The sequence below is a fragment of the Brevibacillus sp. YAE8 genome, assembly GCF_057543335.1.
The window spans coordinates 38,500-58,490 of record NZ_BAAIYG010000016.1; the positions used below are offsets into that span (position 1 = coordinate 38,500).

18 protein-coding genes are annotated in these 19,991 nt (G+C 51.0%); 1 reads left to right on the top strand and 17 read right to left on the bottom strand.

The features are described from left to right. Window positions 1-7 precede the first annotated feature (7 nt). The 13 genes from pstB to AC27IT_RS17840 form a co-directional block, all read right to left on the bottom strand. The gene (gene pstB / locus AC27IT_RS17780) at window positions 8-781 is read right to left on the bottom strand and encodes a phosphate ABC transporter ATP-binding protein PstB (protein ID WP_007776906.1); all 774 of its coding nucleotides are present in this window, start codon (window positions 779-781) and stop codon (window positions 8-10) included. 15 nt (window positions 782-796) lie between these two features. Then, a complete protein-coding gene (pstA, locus tag AC27IT_RS17785; RefSeq protein WP_007776903.1) occupies window positions 797-1,687 on the bottom strand; it encodes a phosphate ABC transporter permease PstA in 891 nt (296 codons plus the stop codon). Next, entirely contained in the window at window positions 1,688-2,635 is a 948-nt protein-coding gene (gene pstC, locus AC27IT_RS17790) for a phosphate ABC transporter permease subunit PstC (RefSeq protein ID WP_238501718.1), read from the bottom strand. It abuts the gene before it with no gap. Between the two features lie 94 nt (window positions 2,636-2,729). Next, the gene (locus tag AC27IT_RS17795; RefSeq protein WP_005835481.1) at window positions 2,730-3,671 is read right to left on the bottom strand and encodes a phosphate ABC transporter substrate-binding protein; all 942 of its coding nucleotides are present in this window, start codon (window positions 3,669-3,671) and stop codon (window positions 2,730-2,732) included. A gap of 220 nt (window positions 3,672-3,891) precedes the next feature. Beyond that, entirely contained in the window at window positions 3,892-4,440 is a 549-nt protein-coding gene (locus AC27IT_RS17800; protein WP_007776898.1) for a GerMN domain-containing protein, read from the bottom strand. Window positions 4,441-4,454: 14 nt separating this feature from the next. Next, window positions 4,455-6,092, bottom strand: a complete 1,638-nt coding sequence (locus tag AC27IT_RS17805; protein ID WP_005835486.1) for an N-acetylmuramoyl-L-alanine amidase family protein — start codon at window positions 6,090-6,092, stop codon at window positions 4,455-4,457. 175 nt (window positions 6,093-6,267) lie between these two features. Further along, window positions 6,268-6,687, bottom strand: coding sequence for a hypothetical protein (locus tag AC27IT_RS17810; protein ID WP_005835488.1), 420 nt, complete (start codon window positions 6,685-6,687; stop codon window positions 6,268-6,270). A gap of 93 nt (window positions 6,688-6,780) precedes the next feature. Next, on the bottom strand, window positions 6,781-7,038 hold the full coding sequence (locus AC27IT_RS17815) for a hypothetical protein (RefSeq protein ID WP_005835490.1): 258 nt from the start codon (window positions 7,036-7,038) through the stop codon (window positions 6,781-6,783). A gap of 140 nt (window positions 7,039-7,178) precedes the next feature. Continuing rightward, complete coding sequence (locus AC27IT_RS17820; RefSeq protein WP_025845715.1) at window positions 7,179-8,774, bottom strand: peptide ABC transporter substrate-binding protein; 1,596 nt, start codon at window positions 8,772-8,774, stop codon at window positions 7,179-7,181. A gap of 180 nt (window positions 8,775-8,954) precedes the next feature. Then, complete coding sequence (locus AC27IT_RS17825) at window positions 8,955-9,914, bottom strand: IS30 family transposase (protein WP_007786006.1); 960 nt, start codon at window positions 9,912-9,914, stop codon at window positions 8,955-8,957. Between the two features lie 167 nt (window positions 9,915-10,081). After that, entirely contained in the window at window positions 10,082-11,728 is a 1,647-nt protein-coding gene (locus AC27IT_RS17830) for a peptide ABC transporter substrate-binding protein (RefSeq protein ID WP_005835494.1), read from the bottom strand. A gap of 433 nt (window positions 11,729-12,161) precedes the next feature. Continuing rightward, window positions 12,162-13,787 (bottom strand): peptide ABC transporter substrate-binding protein, encoded by a 1,626-nt coding sequence (locus AC27IT_RS17835; protein WP_007776885.1) that lies wholly within the window; start codon window positions 13,785-13,787, stop codon window positions 12,162-12,164. A gap of 281 nt (window positions 13,788-14,068) precedes the next feature. Continuing rightward, on the bottom strand, window positions 14,069-14,875 hold the full coding sequence (locus AC27IT_RS17840) for a helix-turn-helix domain-containing protein (RefSeq protein ID WP_005835527.1): 807 nt from the start codon (window positions 14,873-14,875) through the stop codon (window positions 14,069-14,071). 117 nt (window positions 14,876-14,992) lie between these two features. Between AC27IT_RS17840 and AC27IT_RS17845 the strand changes: the two genes are divergently transcribed. After that, window positions 14,993-15,442, top strand: a complete 450-nt coding sequence (locus AC27IT_RS17845; RefSeq protein WP_005835528.1) for an SRPBCC family protein — start codon at window positions 14,993-14,995, stop codon at window positions 15,440-15,442. A gap of 71 nt (window positions 15,443-15,513) precedes the next feature. Here AC27IT_RS17845 and AC27IT_RS17850 read toward each other — a convergent pair whose 3' ends face one another. The 4 genes from AC27IT_RS17850 to AC27IT_RS17865 all read right to left on the bottom strand — a co-directional run bounded on the left by AC27IT_RS17850 (window position 15,514) and on the right by AC27IT_RS17865 (window position 19,928). After that, the gene (locus AC27IT_RS17850; protein ID WP_005835529.1) at window positions 15,514-17,160 is read right to left on the bottom strand and encodes a peptide ABC transporter substrate-binding protein; all 1,647 of its coding nucleotides are present in this window, start codon (window positions 17,158-17,160) and stop codon (window positions 15,514-15,516) included. 189 nt (window positions 17,161-17,349) lie between these two features. After that, window positions 17,350-18,189, bottom strand: coding sequence for a MetQ/NlpA family ABC transporter substrate-binding protein (locus AC27IT_RS17855; protein ID WP_005835530.1), 840 nt, complete (start codon window positions 18,187-18,189; stop codon window positions 17,350-17,352). A gap of 59 nt (window positions 18,190-18,248) precedes the next feature. Continuing rightward, entirely contained in the window at window positions 18,249-18,914 is a 666-nt protein-coding gene (locus AC27IT_RS17860; protein ID WP_005835531.1) for a methionine ABC transporter permease, read from the bottom strand. After that, window positions 18,915-19,928, bottom strand: a complete 1,014-nt coding sequence (locus AC27IT_RS17865) for a methionine ABC transporter ATP-binding protein (RefSeq protein ID WP_005835532.1) — start codon at window positions 19,926-19,928, stop codon at window positions 18,915-18,917. Window positions 19,929-19,991: the final 63 nt, after the last annotated feature.

The following is a 19,991-nucleotide window of genomic DNA, read 5'->3' on the forward strand; positions in this document are numbered from 1 at the left end:
GTGCGGTTCAGCCAAAACGGCCGCTAATATACGCTTCGGTCTTATCGTTTTCCGGCGAGGTGAAAATTTTTGCGGTCTCGTCCATCTCGATCAGCTCCCCGAGCAAAAAGAATGCCGTTTTGTCCGAGATGCGGGCCGCCTGGTGCAGATTGTGCGTCACGATCACGATCGTGTACTCTTCCTTTAGCTGCGTGACCAGCTCTTCAATTTTCATCGTCGAGATCGGGTCGAGCGCGGAAGCCGGCTCATCCAGAAGCAAAATCGTCGGCTGCATGGCAATGGCGCGGGCGATGCACAGGCGCTGCTGCTGTCCTCCTGACAGGGAGAGCGCAGAGTCGCGCAGACGGTCTTTTACCTCGTCCCACAACGCCGCTTTGCGCAAGCTCGTCTCGACCAGCTCATCCAGCTCGCGGCGGTCTGTCATTCCGTGAAAGCGCGGAGCGAAGGCGATATTTTCATAAATCGATTTAAAAAACGGATTGGCGCGCTGAAACACCATTCCGACGATTTGCCGCAAGCTCTCGATGTTGACCTGCTGGCTGTTGATGTCAATGCCGTCGACGACGATGGAGCCTGTGACGCGGCAGGAAGGCACGAGATCGTTCATCCGGTTCAGGCTGCGCAAAAGCGTGGACTTCCCGCAGCCGGACGGCCCGATAAAGGCCGTCACCGAGTTGCGTTCAATGTCCATCGAAATATTTTTGACCGCTTGCTTATCCCCGTAGTAAACCGAGACATTGTTCGTCTGAATAATCGTATCTTGCATGGTGAGTACGGACATCGCTATCACCTCTCCTTAGTTGGAACCTGACGTCATCTTTTTGTACACCCACGTCCCGAACCAGCGGGCCGAGACGTTAAAGAGCAGCACGGCAATAATCAGCACAGCGGCAGCGCCATCCGCCACGTCGCGCGCATCCGGCGTCAGCCCTTCGCTGTTTACTTTCCAGATATGCACAGCCAGCGTTTCGGCCGGGCGGAACGGATTCAGCGGCGAAGTCGGGCTGTTCAGCGAGAAATCAGCAAAGTTCAGGTTCGGTGAAGACATCCCTGCGGTAAACAGCAAGGCAGCCGCTTCCCCGAAGACGCGTCCGGAAGCGAGAATCGCCCCCGTAATGATCCCAGGCAAAGCCGCCGGAAGAATGACGGAGACAATTGTCCGCCATTTGGTGATGCCAAGCGCCAGGCTCGCTTCTTTTTGGCTGCGCGGCACGTTGCGCAACGCATCCTCTGTCACGCGCACGAGCAGCGGCAGGTTGAAGACGGTCAGCGCGAGGGCACCGGAGAAAAGCGTATAGCCCCAGCCTGTCATGTTTACGAAGACGAGCAAGCCAAACAAACCAACGACAATGGACGGCAAAGAAGAAAGCACTTCTATACTCATGCGGATAAACTGCGTAAACTTGTTATCCGGCGCGTATTCAGCCATATAAATACCTGCTCCGATTCCAATCGGCAAGGCGATCAACATGGTCAAGACCAGCAAATAAAACGAGTTGAACAACTGCGGACCAATCCCGCCCCCTGCATTGACGATATCTGGCGGCGAGGTCAAAAAGTCCAGGTTCAGCTTGTGCCAGCCTTGCGTCAAAATGAAGCCGAGCAAGCCAATGAGCGTGCCGATAATCAAAGCGGCAATCAACGTCAAAACGATCGTAGCAACGCGGTCCATCAGTCTCGCTCTCATCTACTTCACCAGCCTCTTTCTGCCCAAAAAGCGCAAGATCATAATGAAGACGAACGACATCAGAAGCAGCAGAAGCGCCATGGACCAGAGTGCATTGTTGTACGGGGTTCCCTGAATCGTATTCCCCATGTTCAGCGTGATGCCGCTGGTCAGCGTGCTGATCGGGTCCAAGAGACTGCCCGGAAGCTTCGTCGTGTTCCCGATGACCATCTGTACGGCGAGCGCTTCGCCAAAAGCGCGAGCCATCCCCAATACAACCGCGGTCAGGCAGCCGGGAAGCGAAGAATGCAGCACCACATTCCAGATCGTCTGCCAGCGTGTGGCTCCCAAAGCGAGAGAAGCGTTGCGCAAATCTTGCGGTACGGCTTCAATGGCGTCTGTCGCCACGCTGGTGATCGTAGGCAGGATCATCAGGGCAAGCACAAGCCCCCCTGCCAAAAGACTGAAACCAAGAACGTCAAATTGTTCGCGAATAAAAGGAACCAGAAGAGTAAGACCAACATATCCGTACACAACGGATGGAATGCCAACCAAAAGCTCGATCACCGGCTTCAACACTTTTTTGCCGAAGCCCGGAAAAATTTCCGTCATGAAAATAGCCGCCCCGATCCCGAGCGGTGCCGCGATCAACGCAGCCAAAGCCGTCACCAAAAACGATCCGAGAATGAACGGGAACACACCGTAGAGTGCAGGCTCGCCCTCCGGGTCCCATTTCACCTGTGTTAAAAATTCGCTGATACTGACGCCGTCGACAAAAAAGGTGGCCAGCCCTTTTGAAGCGATGAAGTACGTAATCGACAAAACGACGATGACCAGCAAGGCCGCACAGACCATGGCAATCGTTCGGCCCGTCATGTTCTCTGTAAATTGACGTTTGTTATATGTCAGCATTTTTCGCGCAATCAGCGATTGGCGATTTGTCTCTACCCCTTCAATACGATGGTTCATGTTCTCCCTCCCAGAAAGAAAACGGCTTTCGCGCAAGCAAAATGAGGGGTAAGGCCCCTCCACCCCTCTATTTTGCTGTTGACCCGTGAGTGTCTTATTTTTGTGTTACTTTTCCTTCAGCGTCGCGTTCTACTTTCATGTCTGTGATTGGCAGGAAGCCCAGATCGACAATCGTTTTCTTTTGCACTTCTTCAGACAGGATGTAATCCAGGAACGCTTTTGCGTTGCCAGTAGGCTCGCCTTTTGTGTACATGTGCTCGTATGCCCACACTGGGTATTTGTTCGTTGCGATGTTTTCTGCGTTTGCTTCCACGCCATCCAGTTTCAATGCTTTTACGGAGTCATTGAAGTAGGACAGAGCCAGGTAGCCGATTGCGCCCGGTGTTTCGGCAATGATTTTGCGAACAGTACCGGAGGAATCCTCTGTGATGCCTTCTGCTTCTTCTTTTCCGTCCAGTGCGAATTTGCTGAATGTTGCACGAGTACCGGAAGACTTCGGACGGTTCACCAGCGTGATTTTCATGTCATCGCCGCCAACTTCTTTCCAGTTGGTGATTTTGCCAGTGAAGATGTCGATCAGTTGTTGCTTGGTCAGGTTGTCTACTTTTACTTGCGGGCTAACCGCTGCTGCCATTCCGACAACGGCTACTTTATGGTCAACCAGTTCGTTTGCCGGAATGCCTTTTTTCTCTTCTGCGAAAATGTCAGAGTTACCGATTGTTGCTGCGCCGCTTGCTACCTGGCTCAGCCCTGTTCCGCTTCCCCCGCCTTGTACTTGAATTTGTACACCTTGATTTTTCGCCATAAAGTCTTTGGCCGTTTGCTCGACCAGAGGCTGCAAAGCGGTGGAACCAACTGCTGTGATCGGTTCACCGGATGTTGTTGTAGTCGAACCAGAGTTGCTTTCCGGAGCCGGGGTAGCTGGTTGTTGCTGCGCTGGTTGTTGTTGCGATGGAGCCGCACTGTTGCTGCCACATCCGGCGAGCAGTGCCCCTACAAATGTCAGCGCCATAAACATTTTGCTGAGTTTTTTCATTGGATGAAAATCCTCCTTAACAGGTTCGGTTTGTTTTTCTCTCTTACAAGTACAAACTATACAGGTCGAATGTTGTAGGATTGTGATGCGATTGTTAAGCTTTTTTAAAGATGGAGCCAACCCTGTATAAAACGAAAACAAGCCGCTTGACGAAACAGCAAAAAGGCGGCACAGCCTGGATGCTACCAGGTTGTGCCGCCTTCACTCGGCGATTGCCTGTTTAGTTGTCGCGCGTCAATGGCTCCGATACATCGACATGGCCCATCAACGATTCGACTTTTTTGCCATCTTCCAGGAAGACGATTTGCTTTACTTCCGGGAACTGAAAAAAGGTTTTCTTCAGCGCGTCCAGCGCCATCCCTTCGCCGCTTGAGCCGAGGTTGTACTGGTTTTTGCTGTCGGCATCAATCGTCAGCGTGCCATCCGCAAAAGTGATGTCATGGTATCGGAAGTCTTTCCAGAGCGGAAAGTGCTCTTCTGCTTTTGTCGGCTTCTCCAGAAGCGAGAGGGTTTTCTTGTACTTTTCGATGTCTTCTGCAAAAGTGATTTCTTGTTCCTCTTTTTGCAGCTCCATCAGGTCGCCGTCGGAATAGTAGACGGTAACGACCTGTTTGTTGAGTGTCGGCTCTGCTGTCGATGGGTCAGTGTTCGTGCCAGATGGCTGTTCAACAGGTGCCGTAGGCTGCGGTGCAGGAGCCGCATTTTGTCCGCAACCAGCCATTAGCAGCACAGCCAAAGCCGCCACCCAGATCATCCGACTTTTTTTCATCGTGAAAGCCTCCCTTACTGATAAGACTGATAGTATTCACGGATAGCCGCAACGAGGGCTTTCGCGATTTTGTCCTGGAATGCAGGCGAGGTCAGCAGCGCATTTTCTTGCGGATTGGACAGGAAGCCTGTCTCTGTCAACACGGCTGGCATTTTCGTGTTCTTGATAACGTAAAAGCCGCTCGCCTTGACTCCCCGATCCGGGAACTGCGTTGCTCCTTGCAGGTGCTTGTGCACCAATTGCGCAAACGTCTTGCTGTTTGCATTGTAATAGAAGGTTTCCGTACCGCCTGTCGTCGGTTTCGGGAACGAGTTGGCGTGAATGGACAAGAACAGGTCCGCCTCCAGCTCATTCGCGATTGCCACACGCTCGGACAGCTCGTAGAACACATCTGTCGTGCGCACAGGCACTACTTGAAACTCCGGATATTGCTTCAGCAAAGCGACTACTTTGTTGGCGACAGCCAGCGTGTAGTCTTTCTCGTGGTTGCCCGCCACGCCCAATGCACCTGGGTCTTTTCCGCCATGACCCGCGTCGACTACGATCAGGTAGCCTGTTTTCTTAGGCTTGGGCGTCAGCTTCACTTCAATGCCGTCTTTTGTATAGGCCAGATTATACTCGCTCTTCTGGTTCAGCTCAATCACGACACGCACGGTCTCTGGCGAAGCACTGTACTGGCTGTACCGCAGGCTTGCGATCAGCGGCTCTTCTTTTGGCTCGCTGGCTGCTGACTGCTCGTCCTCTTCGCCGGAAGAAGCTGCTTGCTTGCGCTCCTCTGACTCTCCGATACTGCCGTTTTCTTCGTTCTTTTTCAACTCTTCCACCAAATCGTCCGCCAAAGCGGTTTGCGGGAGGTCCAGCACGATGCGATGGGGGCCTGTGAGCACAAAAGAATTGGCCTGCACGGGCAGCTTCATCTCAATATGTACGCGATCCCCATCCTTTGTAACACCTGTCAGCCGATTGAGCCTCTCGATTTCAAGCAGATTCTTTTTCTTGTTCCAAGTGATCGAACCGCCTAGCTCGTCCTCTACTTGCTCAATCGGAAGAACCAGTTGACTGTCGATCGTCATGCCGCGTTCCGGGCGATTCCATACAAAGCCTTTTTGTCCGACCTGCTCCGCGACCGCATCGGCAGACACGTACATGGTGTCCGACACTTGGTACAGCTTGATCGCTTTTTCAGGAGCACGGCCGTTCAGCGTAACCTGTGGCGTTTCGTTAGCAATGACGGTGCGGGAGCTGTTGTCCCACCCTACAGTGATCCCAAGCGATTCCCCGACAAACCGCAGAGGGAGCAGCATGCGCTGCTGGGAGATGACAGGCGGCGTATCCAGCTTTACCTGCTTGCCGTTCAATAGCGCTGTGCGCGAGTCCAATGTGAGGGAAAGCTGCGTCGTACCCCGTGTAATCACCGCTGTCCGCTTCGCTTCGTTCCAGGCGACATCCGCGCCCAAACCTTCTGCGATGACACGCACGGGAACCAATGTCCGCCCGCTCTTGATAACTGGTGGCACGTCCGGGGTCACTGCTTGTCCACCGATCATCAGGTTGACGGCTTCCTCAGTTGCACTACTTGCCGCAGCCGCCCAACCGGGGATAAGCAGCAGGACCAGCAGCGCCAGAAGCAGAGGGTAAAATCGTCTTTTCATCCTGACCTCCTCCGTGATGTCTGTTCTGTTGTGTGGCGTTAGACCATTGTGCAACGTTCACCATTCTATTAGACGCGTCAACATCTGTAAAGTTTATAGTCTTTTCGTACCAAAAAGACAAAAGACTGCTCCTTTTTGACAAAGAAGCAGTCCAGAAAACCAAGAAAGTTGTCGATTAGCGAAACAACCCGCGCCGTTCTCGTCTGCTCACTTCTTCTACAGGCGCTTTCAGCATGTTCAAGCCGCCGTTGGCGATAAACTGTTGAATCATGGACAGGACGGCCGGATTGGACAGCACTTTGATGGAATCGGCCACCTTCGGATTTTTCAGTTGCGGGATAGCCCCGCTTAAATGCGGCAGCAATGGCAGCAAATCCTCAATGGAAATCGCAGGCTTTGCTTTCTCAGGGACGGACTGCACGGGAATCGGACGCCGGCGCGGTCCAAACAGAATGCTGCGCCGCGGCCCCTGATTGGGAGCGGCCTTCAGCCTTCCGAGCGTATCTTTCATGTCCTGCAGTTCTTGCTTCATCTGGCTCATCTCGCGCATCACCTGAGCATTGCTCACATTGTGCGCATCCGCCAGCTTGTTCATCGTCTCTATCAGTTGCCCCTGGGCACCGGCCTGTTTCTTTTTCTTTCTCGTTTTGGCAGCGATAATCCCACCTCCCTCCTGGTAAGCCCCCCTTTATTTAAAGCGCTTTTTCAGGCTGTCGATGTCTTTGGCGTTGACGCCTTTTTTGGAAAGCTTGTTCAGCAGGCTGCCGACGTTTTCCGTCTTGGACATATGCCGAAACTGCGCCACATATCCGTTCAGTTCCTTATCCGTGAAGTTTTTACCGGCTTTTTTGCCCAAATCGCGGATGACTTCCTTCAAGCCTGCATCCGTCTTCAGCTTATCCTTGGGAATTGACCTTACAATACTGAGCAGTTTGCCAATATCCACAGCGATCCCCCCTGGTTGCAGTTTGTTCCTTTTTACTCTATGTAGCCAGGAGCACAATGGATTGGTCATTTGTCCATGCGGGAGAAAAAAAGAAGAAGGGCAGCGGCACCCCTCTTCTTTGAATCATTTCCTCTATAAGATTAAGGCTTGATATCGACGTACTTGAAGTCGATCATGCCGAGTCCGTCCAAAATCGCGCCGTCGACTTTCTCGCTTTGCAGCCAGCTCTGGGCATAGTAGTAGATCGGCATAATCGGCATTTCGTCCATTAAAATTTGCTCGGCCTTGGCCAAAATCGCCTTCCGTTTTTCCGGGTCCTGCTCCAAAGCGGATTGGTTCAAGAGCTCTTTGTATTTGGGGTGTTCCCAGCCCGTGTCGTTGTTTCCGCCGTTTTTGTCCTTGAACATTTCCAAAAAGTTGATCGGATCGTTGAAGTCGGCAAGCCAACCCGCACGCGCAATCTGGTATTTCCCCTGGTGTACGTCCTCTATGTATACTTTCCACTCTTTGTTTTCCAGCTTCACGTCTACCCCGAGCTTTTTCTTCCACTGGTCCCTGATTTCTTCAGCAATCGCTTTATGGCCCATCGACGTGTTATAGGAGACGGTGATGGGAGGAAGTTTTGCGATTCCCGCTTCCTTCATGCCCTCCTGAAGCAGCTTTTTGGCCTCTTCTGTGTGATTGTCTGTAAAGTAGCCACCAGATGCAACAGCCATGCTCGGCGGCACAAAACCTGTCGCGGGAAGGTGGTTGGCCAACATGGTCTCCACCAAAGCTTGACGATCCAGTGCATAAGCAAAAGCTTTGCGGATTTTGGCATTGTGAAAAGGCGCTTGCTCTGTGTTGAAGCGGTAGAAGTAAGTGCCCGCGATCGCTTGCGTATGAAACAGCGCAGGCGACTTCCAGGAAAGCTCGAAATCCATGGGGACTTCAGACAAAGGGGCGCCTGCCCAATCCAGATCGCCGTTGCGAAACATCTCCAGCTCTACATACCCGTCATCAATCATAGAAAAATCAATCTTGTCCAATTTTACATTTTGTTTGTCCCAGTAGTTCTGGTTTTTCGTCAGAACGAGCTGGTGCTTGGGCTTCCATGTCTCGATTTGAAACGGACCGTTCCCTACTATCGTCTTGGGATTGCTTGCCCATTCCTTGTCGGCTTCCACGACTTTTTTGTTAACAGGATAATAGGTGTAAAAAGCCGTCAACTCCGTGAAAAACGGGGTCGGATTCGTCAGTTCCACAACCAATGTTTTGGCGTCGACGGCTTTGACACCAACGTCACTCGCCGTCCCGGTTCCCTTGTTATACGCTTCCGCTCCTTTTAAATAGTAGAGCTGGTAGGCGTAATTCGATGCTGTCTTGGGGCTTAGCGCACGTTTCCAGGCGTATTCGAAGTCATAGGCGGTGACCGGATCGCCATTGCTCCATTTGGCAGGGCGAATTTTGAACGTATAAGTTTTGCCGTCAGCCGAAACGGTATAGCTTTCTGCCGCTGCTACATGTACTTTTCCGTCTTTGCCCAAACGAGTCAACCCTTCGAAGATTGCCCTGCTTATTGTGCCGGACGTTGAATCTTCAGCAATGCCCGGATCTACGGTTGGGGGATTGGAATGCATGTTCATTCTTAATACTTTTGCTTTTGGCTCCGCCGCTTGCCCGGCATCCGCATACCCTGCCAAGCTCCCGCCGAGAATCAGCATCGCACCTGCGACTGCAACGACATTCTTTTTCACGATCAAGCACCTCGTTTTTTTGTATACACTTCTATCATCAGTATACAAGAAAAAGGGATTTTTGGATGTTTTTTCTTTTAGTTAGTTTTGATGCAACTCGACTAGGAAAAAAATGGTTCGCCCCTTTTCGGGTGAGAATTTTCAGCCCCGATCAACACCCGCTTTTCAAACGACGAATTGTCAAGACAAGTGCGACAGAGCTTCCATGAATGATTCGTAAGCGGTCTTCCAACCCAGACATTTTCTTGGCCGATTGTTAATGAGCTCCAAGGCCTGAATCAGTTCCTCCTCGGAGACTTCGGCAAAATCCTTGCCTTTGGGAAAAAATTCTCGCAGAAGGCCATTTGCGTTCTCGTTCGTGCCCCTTTGCCAGGAAGAGTAGGGATCGGCAAAGTAAATGTTTACGCCATGTGCTGACTCCAGCCGTTCGTAACAGGCAAACTCTTTGCCACGGTCAACGGTAGCTGTTTGAAACGATCCTTTCGGTAACGACTCAGCAACGAAACCAAAGGCCTTTTCCATGGAAGCCGAGGTACGATCAGGCATCTTTACGGCAAGGTAAAAGCGTGTCTTGCGCTCAGCGAACGTCGCGACACACGCCTTACTTTTTCCACGGCTGGAAACAACCGTATCCCGTTCCCAATGACCAAAGCTCTCACGCTTTCGTACTTCCTTGGGTCGCTGCCGAATGGACTTTCCTACGTTGAAACGACCACGTGTTTCGATTGGTCTCCGGCGTTTCCCTTTGTGGCGCAGAACGGTGGTATCTCCTTTAACCAAAAAGCCCTGATACAGCCAGCGATACATCGTTTTAAACGACACTTTCTGTTCGGGGCATTCCTGACTCATCCGTCCGGCAATCTGCTCGGGAGACCAGGTCTGCGCCAGCTTACGGGCAATATAATGCTCACGTTCAGGAGTCCACTTGCCTCTGGGAACAGACCGTTCGCGACGTTTCTCGTAAACCTCTTGCGCGGCTTCTGCCTGATATTCCCCTGCCTTACAACCCCGTTTTAACTCACGGGCAATGGTAGCATGATGCCGTTTGAGTTCTCTGGCAATGGCGCGGGCAGACCACCCCAACCGATGAAGGAGTGCTAGCTCACTACGCTCTGTTATGCTAAGATGTGTATAACTCATGATTGATTCTCCTGTGTAAATGGTGTTGTCGTGACTTCATTTTACACGAATCAATCATGGGCCGTTTTTTTATCTAGGTGTCGCACTTGATATTACAATCTGTCAAACAAAAAAGAAGAGAAGCGTCAAAAACGCCCCTCTTCCTTAAATCGGTTGCTTTGCTTCTATTATTGTTTGATGTCAGCGTATTTGTAGTCAACAGCACCCAGACCGTCGATGATTACGCCGTCAACCTTGTCGTTTTTCACCCAAGATTGCGTGTAGAAGTAGATTGGCATGACTGGCATTTCATCCATCAGGATTTGCTCAGCTTCAGCCAGGATCGCTTTCCGTTTTTCCGGATCTGTTTCCAGAGCGGATTGGTTCAGCAGCTCTTTGTACTTCGGATTTTCCCAACGAGTATCGTTGTTTCCGCCGTCTTTTTCCTTGAACATTTCCAGGAAGTTGATCGGATCGTTGAAGTCACCCAGCCAACCAGCGCGAGCTACTTGGTATTTACCTTGGTGTACGTCATCCAGGTATACTTTCCACTCTTTGTTTTCCAGCTTCACGTCTACACCGAGGTTTTTCTTCCATTGGTCTTGGATTGCTTCTGCGATCTTTTTGTGACCTTCGGAAGTGTTGTAGGACAGAGTCAGAGTTGGCAGCTTGCTGATGCCAGCTTCTTTCATACCTTCTTCCAGCAATTTTTTCGCTGTTTCGAGGTCTTTGTCCTTGAAGTAGCCATCTTTGTTCAGAGCCATGCTCGGTGGTACATAACCGGTTGCTGGCAACTGACCTGCCTGGAGGATGTTGTCGATCAGGCTTTGACGGTCGATCGCGTAAGCAAACGCTTTACGGATTTTCGCGTTGTTGAATGGCGCTTTTTCTGTGTTGAAGCGGTAGAAGTAAGTACCCGCGATTGGTTGGGTTGTCATTTTTCCAGACTCTTTCAGAGCAGGAATCGCGTCAGTTGGCAATGCGGAAGTTGGAGCACCTGCCCAATCCAGCTCGCCGTTTTCAAACATGGACAGCTCAGTGTTCTCATCCTCTACCATGGAGAACTCGATTTTGTCCAGTTTTACGTTGTCTTTATCCCAGTAGTTCTCGTTTTTCACGACAACCAGTTTGCTCTTGTGTTCCCATGTTTCCATTTTGAATGGACCGTTACCCACGATTGTTTTCGCGTCAGTAGCCCATTTGTCGTTGGCTTCAACTGTTTTTTGGTGAACCGGGAAGTATGTTTTGAACGCTACCAGCTCCAGGAAGAACGGAGTTGGGTTTGTCAGTTCCACTTCCAGTGTTTTGTCGTCGAGCGCTTTTACGCCAACGTCTTCTACTTTACCAGTACCTTTGTTGAATGCTTCCGCACCCTTCACATAGTACAGTTGGTAAGCGTAGTTGGAAGCTGTTTTCGGATCGAGCGCGCGTTTCCAGGCGAATTCGAAGTCTTTCGCTGTTACAGGATCGCCGTTGCTCCATTTTGCATCGCGAATTTTGAATGTATATTTTTTACCGTCTTCAGATACGGTATAGCTTTCTGCTGCTGCTTCATGCACTTTGTTGTCTTTGCCTACGCGAGTCAGACCTTCGAAGGTAGCAGTGATGATTGTGCTGGAAGTAGTGTCTTCCGCGATACCTGGGTCTGCTGTTGGCGGCTCGGAGTGCAGGTTCAATTTCAGTACTTTTGGTCCCGCTGCTGGTGCAGTGGTTTCTGTTTTATTGCCTGCTGCGTTGTTATCTGCTGGCGCTGCTTGGTTGCCGCCGCCGCATCCTGCGAGCGCCGCACCAAGAACGAGGATAGAACTCATTGCTACGAAAACATTCTTTTTCATACAAGTAATCCCCCTTTTCTAAATCTTTTTTCAATATACATGCTTTTATATTATTTTTAAATATGTTTTAGAATGATTTAATAAATTTTTATTTATTTATAAAGATGATTAATGATTTATAAAAAATAATTTATTGATAAAACTCGATGGAAAATGATTCCCGTTAGTATAGACAGCTTGAAAATGTTGATTTATCGCGGTTTTCTCCATGGACCTCCCCACCTTTTTCTTTGCTGCACACAAGATTACCATGAGACAGCGTCAGTGAGAGGCTTGTCCCACGCCTCGTTTGAATTTTAAAAATATTTATAGTTGCGAACAGCTCTCCTCCCCATTTTGTTGATAGATGAAGAATCTCCCATCCTTTGCGCTTTATTTTTCGCCAAAAAAAGAAGGGCTATTCGCCCTTCTTCTTATCGTTCGCTTGGCTTTCTTATTTAATGTCTGCCCATTTCCAGTCTACGAAGCCGAGACCGTCGAGCACAACGCCTTGTACTTTGTCGCTCTTCACATAGGAATGCGTGTAGTAGTAAATTGGCGCGGCTGGCATTTCGTCCATGAGCAGCGCTTCCGCTTGCGCCAGGATTTGTTTGCGTTTTTCCGGGTCTTTTTCCACCGCGGATTGGTTCAGCAGCTCTTGATACTTGGGATTTTCCCAGTTGGTATCGTTGTTGCTGCCTTTTTTCAGTTTGAACAGATCCAGGAAGGTGTACGGATCGTTGTAGTCGCCAGTCCAGCTAGAGCGAGCGATCTGGAACTTGCCTTGGTGCAGGTCGTCCAGGAATACTTTCCACTCTTTGTTTTCCAGCTTCACTTCTACGCCGAGCGCTTTTTTCCATTGGTCTTGGATAGCTTCCGCGATTTTCTTGTGACCTTCGGACGTATTATAGGAAAGAGTCAGAGTTGGCAGCTTGGTGATGCCTTCTTCCTTCATCCCTTCCTCCAGCAGTTTTTTCGCTGTTTCCACGTCGCCGTCCTTGAAGTACGGGCTAGTTGCCACAGCCATTGTTGGAGGTACCAGACCCATTGCCGGCTCCTGGTTCGCTTGCGTTACGTTGTCGATGATCGTTTTGCGGTCAATCGCATAAGCGAACGCTTTACGGATTTTCGCGTTGTTGAACGGCGGTTTCTCCGTGTTGAATTTGTACAGGTACGTACCCGCAATCGCACGGGTTTGCATTTTGCCGGACTCTTTCAGTGCCGGGATTGCATCTGTTGGGAGTGCGCTTGTAGGAGCACCTGCCCAATCGAGGTCGCCGTTGTCAAACATGGATAGCTCGGTGTTTTCATCCTCTACCATGGAGAAGTCGATCTTGTCCAGTTTTACAGCATCTTTATCCCAGTAGTTTTCGTTTTTCGCGAGAATGAGCTTGCTCTTATGCTCCCAAGTCTCGATCTTGAACGGACCGTTACCTACGTGCGTTTTGGCGTCACCCGCCCAGTTTTGTGTGGATTCGACCACTTTTTGGTTCACCGGGTAGTAGGTGTAGAAAGCAGTCAGCTCCAGGAAGAACGGAGTCGGGTTTTTCAACGTAACAACCAATGTTTTGTCATCGGTTGCTTTCACGCCCACATCTTCTGCTTTCGCTTTTCCGGTGTTGTACTCCTCAGCGTTTTTCAGGTAGTACAATTGGTAAGCATAAGTGGAGCCGAGCTTCGGATCGAGCGCTCGCTTCCACGCGTATTCAAAGTCTTTCGCTGTTACCGGGTCACCGTTGCTCCATTTGCTGTCGCGCAGGTGGAATGTATAAGTAAGTCCATCTTCAGAAACGTCGATTTTTTCCGCTACGGATTCATGCGGTTTGCCATCTTCACCGATACGAGTCAAACCATCAAAAGTCGCACGCAAAACAGCACCGGATGTGGAATCTTCAGCCAAGCCAGGGTCAGCCGTCGGCGGCTCACTCTTCATGTTCATGCGCAGAACTTTTGGACCGCTAGTTTGTTCACTTCCAGCAGAATTTCCTTGCTCTCCTGCTTTCTCGCCGCCGCCACAGCCAGCCAGCGCCGCACTCAGAACCAGGATGGAACTCATCGCTGCAAATACGCTTTTTTTCATTAGTGTTGACCCCCTTTGTATGTGTAACACTCCATGGAAAGCTACTTCAACAAATATACTGCATTTTTAGTAATATTGAAGACATTTTAAGTAAATTTAATTATGTTTTATTCAAAGATCAAATTATATTAAGGGAAATAAATTCACATTCTTCATTACATGAAGTATGCCTCGCACAAGAAAAACTATGCAAATCTTAGGAGTATCGCCGCTCACCGAGGCAAAACAAAAAGCCCCCTCCCATCGCGAAAAAGCGACGTCACAGGGGACTTTGTTTACAATTATAAAGTTTGGGTCTGCCGGTATTCTTGCGGCGATACACCGACAATCGCCCGGAAGTCGCGGATAAAATGCGAGTGGTCGTAGTAGCCGAGCGCGATGGACAAGTCCAGCCAGTCGCTGACGGCTCCCTGGTCGATCATCTGCGCCGCTTCGTGCAGTCGGTAGCGCTGGATTACCGATTTCGGACTGACGCCAACATAGCGGTCAAACAAGCGCTGCATCGTCCGGATGCTCATTCCGGACAGTCGGCTCGCATCCTCTACCTTCAGCACCGTCCGATCTGCCTGAATCAAGCCGACCAGCTCGCTTACTCTCTTTACATTCGGATCGCGCTCCGGCAGACGCTCGCCCAAAAACGCTTCGATGCGGCGAACCATCTGGGCGTCTTCCGGCATGGCAAGCATCTCGGCTTCCAGCGGGGCTGTCTCCACCTGAAACACTTCTTCCAACGTAGTAACCGTGCCGTACAACTGCGAAACCGGCTTTTGCCAAAATGGATAAAAGCCGCCTGGTTTGAACTTCACTCCGAACACATGGCCTTGGCCAGCCAGCAAATGCGAGGACGTGGACAAAGCGACACCGAATATGCCTGTGGCGCCCTTTTCAAACACCAGATTCACATTGGGGTGGCCCAAAACTGTTTGGGAGTAAGGAGCTTGCCCGCGCAAATCCCACCTGACCACCCAGTAATGCTGGACGAAGTAACCGACGTCGCCGCCTGGTTCATACCTTTGCAGCGAAAACTTTTTTCCGCCAAGCATGGCATGCAGCACACCTTTTGGCAGCATGTCCTGCTTTTTTTCCATAGCGCCGCCTCCTGTCGCATTTTTACAATACGCCCCTCCATTATCTGCCTATACTAAGAGTAGTAGCAACAGCAAACGATTACAATTTGAAAATGAATGGAAACAGGAGGCACTGCTATGGAACTGCGTTTCGATTTTTACATCGGGGCCACCCCGGAGCACGTCTGGCACGTTCTTACCTCGGAAGAAGGAGTCAAGCATACGTTTTTTGGCTCTGTCATTCGCTCTACTTTTCAGGTAGGGGACGATCTCGCTTATGTCGGTCCCGGAAATGATGGCGACGAAACTGTCCATGTGTACGGCAAGGTTTTGGCGTTTGAGCCGCAGCAAACCTTCAGCTTCCTGGAACATCCCGGCCCTTCGTACCACGCCAACCACGCCGAGCTTCAATCGCGCGTAACTTTCCAATTGGAGCCTGTTGGCGGATGCACGCGGCTGACGCTGATTAACGACCAGTGGACCGAAGATCACCCTTCCTTCGCCAACGCGAGCAACCATTGGCCGATGATTCTCTCCAACATCAAAACATATGCAGAAACCGGAAAAACGTTGGATTTTGGCTATTAATTCCGGGCAAAAAGGAAGGAAAACCCCAGCAGCGAGCTGCCTCGGCACTTCGCCTCTGGGGTTTTTGCCTGTTACTCGACCATTTCCGCCCACTTCAGATCAATAAAGCCCAGTCCGTCCACTTGCACGCCTTTTACCTTATCACTCTGCACCCAGACATCCACGTCCGTAAACAGCGGGATTACAGGCATGGCATCCATGAAAATTTGCTCGGCTTCCGCAAAAAGCTGCTTGCGCTTCTCAGGATCACTCTCCATGGCCGACTGTTGCAGCAGCTCCTTGTAGCGCGCGTTCTCCCAGCCTGTGTCGTTGTTTCCCGTCTTCGCATCGCGGAACATCTCCAGGTAGTTGATCGGATCGTTAAAATCGGCATTCCAGCCCAAACGGCCAATCTCGTAATTCAGTTCATGCAAATCTTGCAAATGCACCTTAAATTCCTTGATCGCCAGCTTCACGTCGATGCCAAGGTTGCGCTTCCACTGGTCCTGCATGGCTTCGGCGATTTTTTTGTGGCGGTCTGTCGGGTTGTACGACATGGTGATGGTCGGAAGCTGACTCAGCCCCAACTCCTGCATGCCTTCCGCCAGCAGCTTTTTCGCTGTCTCCACGTCGTTGTCGCGGAAGTAGCCCTCCGGCTTGATAATCATGGATTGCGGCAGCATCCCCATCGTAGGCACCTGGCCGACCTGTGTGATGTTGTCCACGATGCTTTGGCGATCAACCGCATAAGCGAGTGCTTTGCGAATTTTTACGTTTTGCAGCACTCCTTTGGTGGTATTGATTTTGTACCAATACATCGTCGCCTTTGGATGAACGACGAGTTTGCCTGCTTCTTTCAGGGACGGAATCGCATCGGTTGGCAGGCCGCCAAGCGGTTGACCCGCCCAGTCCAGCTCGCCGTTTTCAAACATGGACAGCGCTGTGTTATCATCCTCAATCATGGCAAACTCGATCCGGTCCAGCTTGACAGCGTCTTTGTCCCAATAGTTTTCGTTCTTCTCCAAAACGATCTTGCTCTTGTGCTCCCAGCCCGTCATCTTGAATGGCCCGTTGCTCACGTGTGTTGCTGCTTCATTCGCCCAGTTCGGATTGGCCTCTACGACCTTTTTGTCTACAGGATAATACGTGTAAAATGCCGTCAGTTCCAGGAAGAACGGTGTCGGGTTTTCCAATGTTACTTCCAGCGTCTTGTCATCCAGAGCTTTTACCCCCAGCTCGTCTGCTTGCGCCTTGCCTGTGTGTACTTTTTCCGCATTTTTGATGTAGTAGAGCTGATACGCATACTCGGCTCCCAGCTTTGGATCGAGGACGCGTTTCCAGGCAAATTCAAAGTCGTGCGCCGTCACCGGATCGCCGTTGCTCCACTTGGAGTCGCGAATCGTGAACGTGTACACCCGTTTGTCGTCGGATATTTTCACATCAGACGCAACCGAGTTCATCGGCTTCGCGTCTTTGTCCAGCCTGGTCAAGCCGTCAAAAGTGGCACGGACGATCGCCCCTGAGGTAGTGTCCTTGGCGAGCCCAGGGTCTGCCGTCGATGGCTCGCTGGTCAGGTTGGCCCGAAACACTTGCGGCTTTGTGCTGGCAGGCGCGCCAGACGAAGCCTCACCCGCAGGAGCAGCAGCAGGTGCAGTCGAAGTCGGACTGCCTCCACAACCTGCCAAAAGACTTCCGACCACCAATGTCAGGCCGACAAACATTTTGAATGTTCCCTTCATCAGAATTTTCCCCCTTATCAAATTTTTTCTATCGCCACCACAATATACTCGACGACAGATTTCTTGAAAATGGGGTTCGGTGATATTTAATTAAATTTTATGAATATTTATTCTTTTGTAAACGGAAATAAACCCAACAGCCTTAAAGGGCCAATTGGGTTTATTTGTTGATCCATCAATTACTTTTCCTTAGAATGCCGGGATGATGGAACCTTTGTATTCGTCTTCAATGAATTTTTTCACTTCAGGGGAGTTCAGTTCCTTCGCCAGCTTTTGGATGGCTTCGGAGTCTTTGTTGTCAGGACGAGCTACCAGGAAGTTCGCATATGGAGATTCCTTGTCTTCGATGAACAGAGCGTCTTTGGTTGGCACGAGCTTCGCTTCGAGCGCGTAGTTGGTGTTAATCAGCGCCAGGTCCACTTCTTCCAGAACGCGCGGCAGCATCGCTGCTTCAACCTCTTTGAACTTCAGGTTTTTCTTGTTTTCCACAATGTCTTTCACAGTTCCGCTGATGCCAGCGCCTTCTTTGAGCTTGATGACGCCGTTTTTCTCCAGGAGAGCGAGGGCGCGGCCGCTATTGGTCGGGTCGTTTGGCAGCGCGATAGTTGCGCCTTCCGCCAGTTCGTCAACCGATTTCACTTTTTTGCTGTAAGCGCCAAATGGCTCGATGTGAACCGCAACTACAGGTTGCAGATCCATGTTTTGTCCTTTATTGAAGTCTTCCAGGTAAGGCTTGTGCTGGAAGAAGTTTGCGTCGAGTTGTTTTTCGTTGAGCTGTACGTTTGGTTGTACGTAGTCGGTGAACTCTTGTACTTCCAGGTTTACGCCTTGTTCTTTCAGTTTTGGTGCGATGTGCTTCAGGATTGCTGCGTGTGGAACCGGAGAAGCGCCTACTTTCAATGTCACTTCTTGTTGTCCGCCTTGTGCGCCGCCTTCGGCTGGAGCTGGAGCAGTCTCCGTTTTGCCTCCGCACGCTGCCAAAGAAAATGCCAATACGGTAGAAAGTACAGATACGACTAGCTTTTTCATAAATGATTTCCCCCTACTTTTTTTGATCTTTGTACTTGCAAACTTCTATGGGAAAGACCTTACTTGCGGCTGAAACGCAATACCAGGCGATCACCCAGCGACTGTAAGATCTGCACCAACACGAGCAAAATGACGACAGTGACAATCATGACATCGGTCTGGAAGCGCTGATAACCGTAACGGATAGCCAAGTCGCCCAGACCGCCGCCGCCGATTACCCCGGACATGGCCGTGTAGGACACGAGCGCAACGGTCGTAATCGTAATTCCGGCCACCAGTCCCGGACGAGACTCTGGCAGCAGGACGTTCCAGATGATTTGCCAATTGGACGCCCCCATCGACTGGGCGGCCTCAATGACTCCGCGATCTACCTCGCGCAGAGAGGTTTCCACCAGCCGCGCAAAAAACGGGGCGGCCCCGATCACGAGCGGCGGAATCGCTCCGAGTACGCCGAGCGAAGTGCCGACGATCAGTTTCGTGACCGGAATCAGCAAGATCATCAGAATGATGAACGGCACGGAACGCAATACGTTGACGATGAATGAAGCAACCGAGTAAAACGCCTTGTTTTGCAGCAACTGTCCACGTGAAGTAAGGAATAAAATGATTCCCAGCGGCAAGCCGATCAGGATCGTAAACAACGTGGAGAAACCCAGCATCGTCAGTGTGTCTAGTGTACCCTCAGCGATCTCCGACCAATCCACATTTTCCATTGTCCAGTCCATCTATATCACCTCTACTTCCAAGCCACGCTGACGCAACGTCTCGATGGTTTTTTCGTTTTGACGGACATCGCCTTCCAGTTCGACGACCAGTTGGCCGTACGGCGTATCCTTCATGCGGGAAATCGTTCCCTGCAAAATGCTGAATACTGTGCCTGTCTCCTGCATCGTCTGGAACAAAATCGGCTGGTACGTCTTTTCTCCCAGGAAGGTGACGCGCGCAATCGTGCGGTTCCCCGCTGCTTTTTCGTGCGCGACAGCTTCGCGCAGCTCGGTGGAATCTGCCACCTGCTCGACAAATTCCTGCGTAGTCGGATGCTGCGGCTTGAGAAACACGTCCAGCACCTCGCCCGACTCGACGATTTTTCCGCCGTCGATCACGCCTACGCGGTCGCAAATGGAGCGGATGACGTGCATCTCGTGCGTAATCAGCACGATGGTCAATCCCAGCTTGCGGTTGATGTCCAAAAGCAGCGCCAAAATCGAGTTGGTCGTCTGCGGATCGAGCGCCGAGGTCGCTTCGTCACACAGCAGCACTTTCGGATCGTTTGCCAGCGCCCGTGCGATGCCGACGCGCTGCTTCTGGCCGCCGGACAACTGGGACGGGTATTTGTCCCGGTGCGCTTCCAGCCCTACCAGCTTGAGCAGATCGTCCACTTTTTTCTGAATCTCCGCCTTCGGACGCTTGGCCAGCTTGAGCGGAAACGCGACATTTTCCCCGACGGTGGACGAGGACAGCAGGTTGAAGTGCTGGAAAATCATCCCGATCTCGCGGCGCTTTTCCTGCAGCTTGACATCGTCGAGCTTGGTCAGGTCGACCCCATCGACGATGACTTGTCCCGACGTAGGGCGCTCCAGCAGGTTGATGCAGCGGATCAAGGTACTTTTCCCCGCCCCGGAATGGCCGATAATCCCGTAAATTTCCCCTTTATCTATAGAAAGATCAATCCCGAGCAACGCCGGAATCGTCTTGCCCTGCACTTGATAGCTTTTATGCAAATTTTTCAATTGAATCAACGCATCCACCTCCCAGCAAAATCCTTGTGAAAAACGTAAAAACCCCTTTTTCATAAACGAAAA

Excerpts from the sequence above, each read along its gene's own strand:
- pstB (WP_007776906.1), bottom strand. The coding sequence starts at position 781 with ATGTCCGTACTCACCATGCAAGATACGATTATTCAGACGAACAATGTC.
- pstA (WP_007776903.1), bottom strand. The coding sequence starts at position 1,687 with ATGAGAGCGAGACTGATGGACCGCGTTGCTACGATCGTTTTGACGTTG.
- pstC (WP_238501718.1), bottom strand. The coding sequence starts at position 2,635 with ATGAACCATCGTATTGAAGGGGTAGAGACAAATCGCCAATCGCTGATT.
- AC27IT_RS17795 (WP_005835481.1), bottom strand. The coding sequence starts at position 3,671 with ATGAAAAAACTCAGCAAAATGTTTATGGCGCTGACATTTGTAGGGGCA.
- AC27IT_RS17800 (WP_007776898.1), bottom strand. The coding sequence starts at position 4,440 with ATGAAAAAAAGTCGGATGATCTGGGTGGCGGCTTTGGCTGTGCTGCTA.
- AC27IT_RS17805 (WP_005835486.1), bottom strand. The coding sequence starts at position 6,092 with ATGAAAAGACGATTTTACCCTCTGCTTCTGGCGCTGCTGGTCCTGCTG.
- AC27IT_RS17810 (WP_005835488.1), bottom strand. The coding sequence starts at position 6,687 with ATGAACAAGCTGGCGGATGCGCACAATGTGAGCAATGCTCAGGTGATG.
- AC27IT_RS17825 (WP_007786006.1), bottom strand. The coding sequence starts at position 9,914 with ATGAGTTATACACATCTTAGCATAACAGAGCGTAGTGAGCTAGCACTC.
- AC27IT_RS17830 (WP_005835494.1), bottom strand. The coding sequence starts at position 11,728 with ATGAAAAAGAATGTTTTCGTAGCAATGAGTTCTATCCTCGTTCTTGGT.
- AC27IT_RS17835 (WP_007776885.1), bottom strand. The coding sequence starts at position 13,787 with ATGAAAAAAAGCGTATTTGCAGCGATGAGTTCCATCCTGGTTCTGAGT.
- AC27IT_RS17840 (WP_005835527.1), bottom strand. The coding sequence starts at position 14,875 with ATGGAAAAAAAGCAGGACATGCTGCCAAAAGGTGTGCTGCATGCCATG.
- AC27IT_RS17845 (WP_005835528.1), top strand. The coding sequence starts at position 14,993 with ATGGAACTGCGTTTCGATTTTTACATCGGGGCCACCCCGGAGCACGTC.
- AC27IT_RS17850 (WP_005835529.1), bottom strand. The coding sequence starts at position 17,160 with ATGAAGGGAACATTCAAAATGTTTGTCGGCCTGACATTGGTGGTCGGA.
- AC27IT_RS17855 (WP_005835530.1), bottom strand. The coding sequence starts at position 18,189 with ATGAAAAAGCTAGTCGTATCTGTACTTTCTACCGTATTGGCATTTTCT.
- AC27IT_RS17860 (WP_005835531.1), bottom strand. The coding sequence starts at position 18,914 with ATGGACTGGACAATGGAAAATGTGGATTGGTCGGAGATCGCTGAGGGT.